Origin of the sequence: Catenulispora rubra (assembly GCF_015356825.1) — a bacterium.
Lineage (GTDB): Bacteria > Actinomycetota > Actinomycetes > Streptomycetales > Catenulisporaceae > Catenulispora > Catenulispora rubra.
In genome coordinates this window covers 1-3,241 of record NZ_JAACYW010000524.1, presented here as the reverse complement: position 1 = coordinate 3,241, position 3,241 = coordinate 1, and the positions used below count along the sequence as shown (strand labels likewise).

2 protein-coding genes are annotated in these 3,241 nt (G+C 72.8%); one reads left to right on the top strand and one right to left on the bottom strand.

Annotation, left to right across the window (positions count from 1 at the left end):
• Positions 1-185: hypothetical protein (locus GWK61_RS58015; protein ID WP_228564492.1), on the top strand; the 185-nt coding region annotated here is incomplete at its 5' end.
• Between the two features lie 132 nt (positions 186-317).
• On the opposite strand, the gene gcvP is transcribed toward GWK61_RS58015, so the two are convergent.
• Complete coding sequence (gene gcvP, locus GWK61_RS53440; protein ID WP_194922073.1) at positions 318-3,209, bottom strand: aminomethyl-transferring glycine dehydrogenase; 2,892 nt, start codon at positions 3,207-3,209, stop codon at positions 318-320.
• Positions 3,210-3,241: the final 32 nt, after the last annotated feature.

The window sequence follows — 3,241 nt, the reverse complement described above, 5'->3', positions numbered from 1 at the left end:
GGCCAGGTGTGCCTCGACGCCGTCGCCGTCGAACGGCGCGCTGCCCCCTCTCCGCCTGCTTCACCATCGCCGCCACCCCCGTCCTCCTGGCCACTGCCCTCACCCGCGCCTGGCGCGCCCGAAGCACCGCGCAGCCACTCGACGCGCCCGAGGCACACAGCGAAGCCGTGCCCCTGGCCGCCTGACACACGGCGCCGCCCGCGCCGCCACGACAAAGCGCCCCGCAGACCACGAACTCAGTCTGCGGGGCGCCAAGCACTCGCCTTACGTGAACGCCACCGCGCTCACCGAACCATCAGCCATCAGCCCTCGGACCATCAGCCCTCGAAAGCCTCCGGCGCCGGGCAAGAACACACCAGGTTCCGGTCCCCATAAGCCCCGTCGATGCGCCGCACCGGCGGCCAGTACTTGTCCGCCGGGTTCACGCCGGCCGGGAACACCGCCTCGGCGCGCTCGTAGCCGTGCTTCCAGTCGCCGACCAGGGTGGCGGCGGTGTGCGGGGCCTGGCGGAGCGGGTTGTCCTCGCGGTCCAGGTCGCCGCTCGCGACGCGGTCGATCTCGCCCTTGATCGCCAGCATCGCCTCGCAGAAGCGGTCCAGCTCGGCCAGGTCCTCGCTCTCGGTGGGCTCGATCATCAGGGTGCCGGCCACCGGGAAGGACATCGTCGGGGCGTGGAAGCCGTAGTCGATCAGGCGCTTGGCCACGTCGTCGACGGTGACGCCGGTGTCCTTGGTGATCTGGCGCAGGTCGATGATGCACTCGTGCGCGACCAGGCCGTTCGGGCCGGTGTACAGCACCGGGTAGTGCTCCGACAGCCGCTTGGCCACGTAGTTCGCCGCGAGGATCGCGTGCTGCGTCGCCGAACGCAGACCCTCGGCACCCATCAGGCGGATGTACGCCCACGGGATCGGCAGGATGCCCGCCGAGCCCCACGGCGCGGCCGAGACCGGGCCGACGCCGCCGGCTGCGTTCTCTGCTGTCCGAGGCCCCGCGATCGGGTGCAGCGGGTGGTTCGGCAGGTACGGCGCCAGGTGCGCGCGGACGCCGACCGGGCCGACGCCCGGGCCGCCGCCGCCGTGCGGGATGCAGAAGGTCTTGTGCAGGTTCAGGTGCGAGACGTCGCCGCCGAAGTGGCCCGGCTTGGCCAGGCCGACCATGGCGTTCAGGTTCGCGCCGTCCACGTAGACCTGGCCGCCGGCGGCGTGCACCAGGTCGCAGATCTCGGTGACCTCCTCCTCGAACACGCCGTGCGTCGAGGGGTAGGTGATCATCAGCACGCTGAGCTGGTCGCGGTGCTTCTCGATCTTCACCTTCAGGTCGGTGACGTCGACCGAGCCGTCCTCGCGGCTGGCCACGACCACCACGCGCATGCCGGCCATCACCGCGGAGGCGGCGTTGGTGCCGTGCGCCGAGGACGGGATCAGGCACACGTCGCGCTGCTCCTGCCCGAGGTCACGGTGGTAGGCGCGGACGGCCAGCAGCCCGGCCAGCTCGCCCTGCGAGCCGGCGTTCGGCTGCACGGACACCCGCGCGTAGCCGGTGACCTCGGCCAGCCAGCCCTCCAGCTGCCCGATCAGCGACAGGTAGCCCGCGGCCTGGTCCAGCGGCGCGAAGGGGTGGATCGCCCCGAACTCCGGCCAGGTGATCGGCTCCATCTCGGTGGTCGCGTTCAGCTTCATCGTGCAGGAGCCGAGCGGGATCATCGATCGGTCCAGCGCGATGTCGCGGTCGGCGAGCTTGCGCAGGTAGCGCAGCATCGCGGTCTCGGAGCGGTGCGCGTGGAAGACCGGGTGCGTCAGGAACTCGGTGCCGCGCACGTGCTCGCCGAGCGCGTCCTCGGTGGCCGCGTCCAGTTCGTGGACGCCCGCCGCCGCTCCCCCGGTCTGGCCGGCGACGCCGAAGGCCGACCACACCGCCCGCAGGTCGGCCCAGTCGGTGGTCTCGTCGCAGGACACGCCGACGGTGTCCTCGTCGACCAGCCGCAGGTTCACGCCCGAGGACAGCGCCGCGCGCCAGATCTCGGCGGCCCGGCCCGGCACCCGCACCGTCAGCGTGTCGAAGAACGCGGTCGGCACGACCTCGACCCCGGCCTCGCGCAGCCCGGCGGCCAGCACCGCGGTGTAGCGGTGGGTGCGGCGGGCGATCGCGGTCAGGCCCTCGGGGCCGTGGTACACCGCGTACATCCCGGCGATCACGGCCAGCAGCACCTGCGCGGTACAGATGTTGGACGTCGCCTTCTCGCGGCGGATGTGCTGCTCACGGGTCTGCAACGCCAGCCGGAGCGCCTGCCCACCGTCGACGTCCACCGACACCCCGACCAGGCGGCCGGGCAGCGAACGGGACAGGTTCTCACGCACGGCCATGTAGCCGGCGTGCGGTCCGCCGAAGCCCAGCGGCACGCCGAAACGCTGCGTGGAGCCGACCGCGATGTCGGCGCCGGCCTCGCCGGGCGAGGTGAGCAGGGTCAGGGAAAGGATGTCGGCGGCCACCGCGACCAGCGCGCCGCGCACGTGCGCGGCCTCGGCGATCGCCTTGAGGTCGCGGACCTGGCCGGAAGCGCCGGGGTACTGCACCAGCACGCCGTAGAACTCGCCCTCGGGCAGCTGGTCCGCGGACAGGTCGGCGAGCGCCAGCTCGATGCCCAGCGGCTCGGCGCGGGTCTGCAGCACGGCCAGGGTCTGCGGGAAGACGTCGGCGTCGACCAGGAAGCGGTGCGACTTGGACTTGGTGGACCGGCGGGCCAGGGTCATGGCCTCGGCGGCGGCGGTGGCCTCGTCCAGCAGGGAGGCGTTGGCCACCGGCAGCCCGGCCAGGTCGGCGACCACGGTCTGGAAGTTGAGCAGCGCCTCCAGCCGGCCCTGGGAGATCTCCGGCTGATAGGGGGTGTAGGCGGTATACCAGGCCGGGTTCTCCAGCACGTTGCGCAGGATCACCGGCGGGGTGAAGGTGCCGTGGTAGCCCAGGCCGATCATGGGACGGAAGACGCGGTTGCGGCCGGCGATGTCGCGCAGCTCCGTCAGCACCTCGGACTCCGAGCGCGCCGGCGGCAGGTTCAGGCGCTCGGTGAGGCGGATGGAGCCGGGCACGGCGGCCTCGGTCAGCGCGTCGAGCGAGTCGTAGCCGAGCAGGGAGAGCATGCGGCCGGCCGCCTCGGCGTCCGGGCCGATGTGCCGGTCGGCGAACGGGGAGCTCTGCTCCAGCTCGACCAGCGTGGGACGCGCGGCGGGGGCGGGGGTGGCGG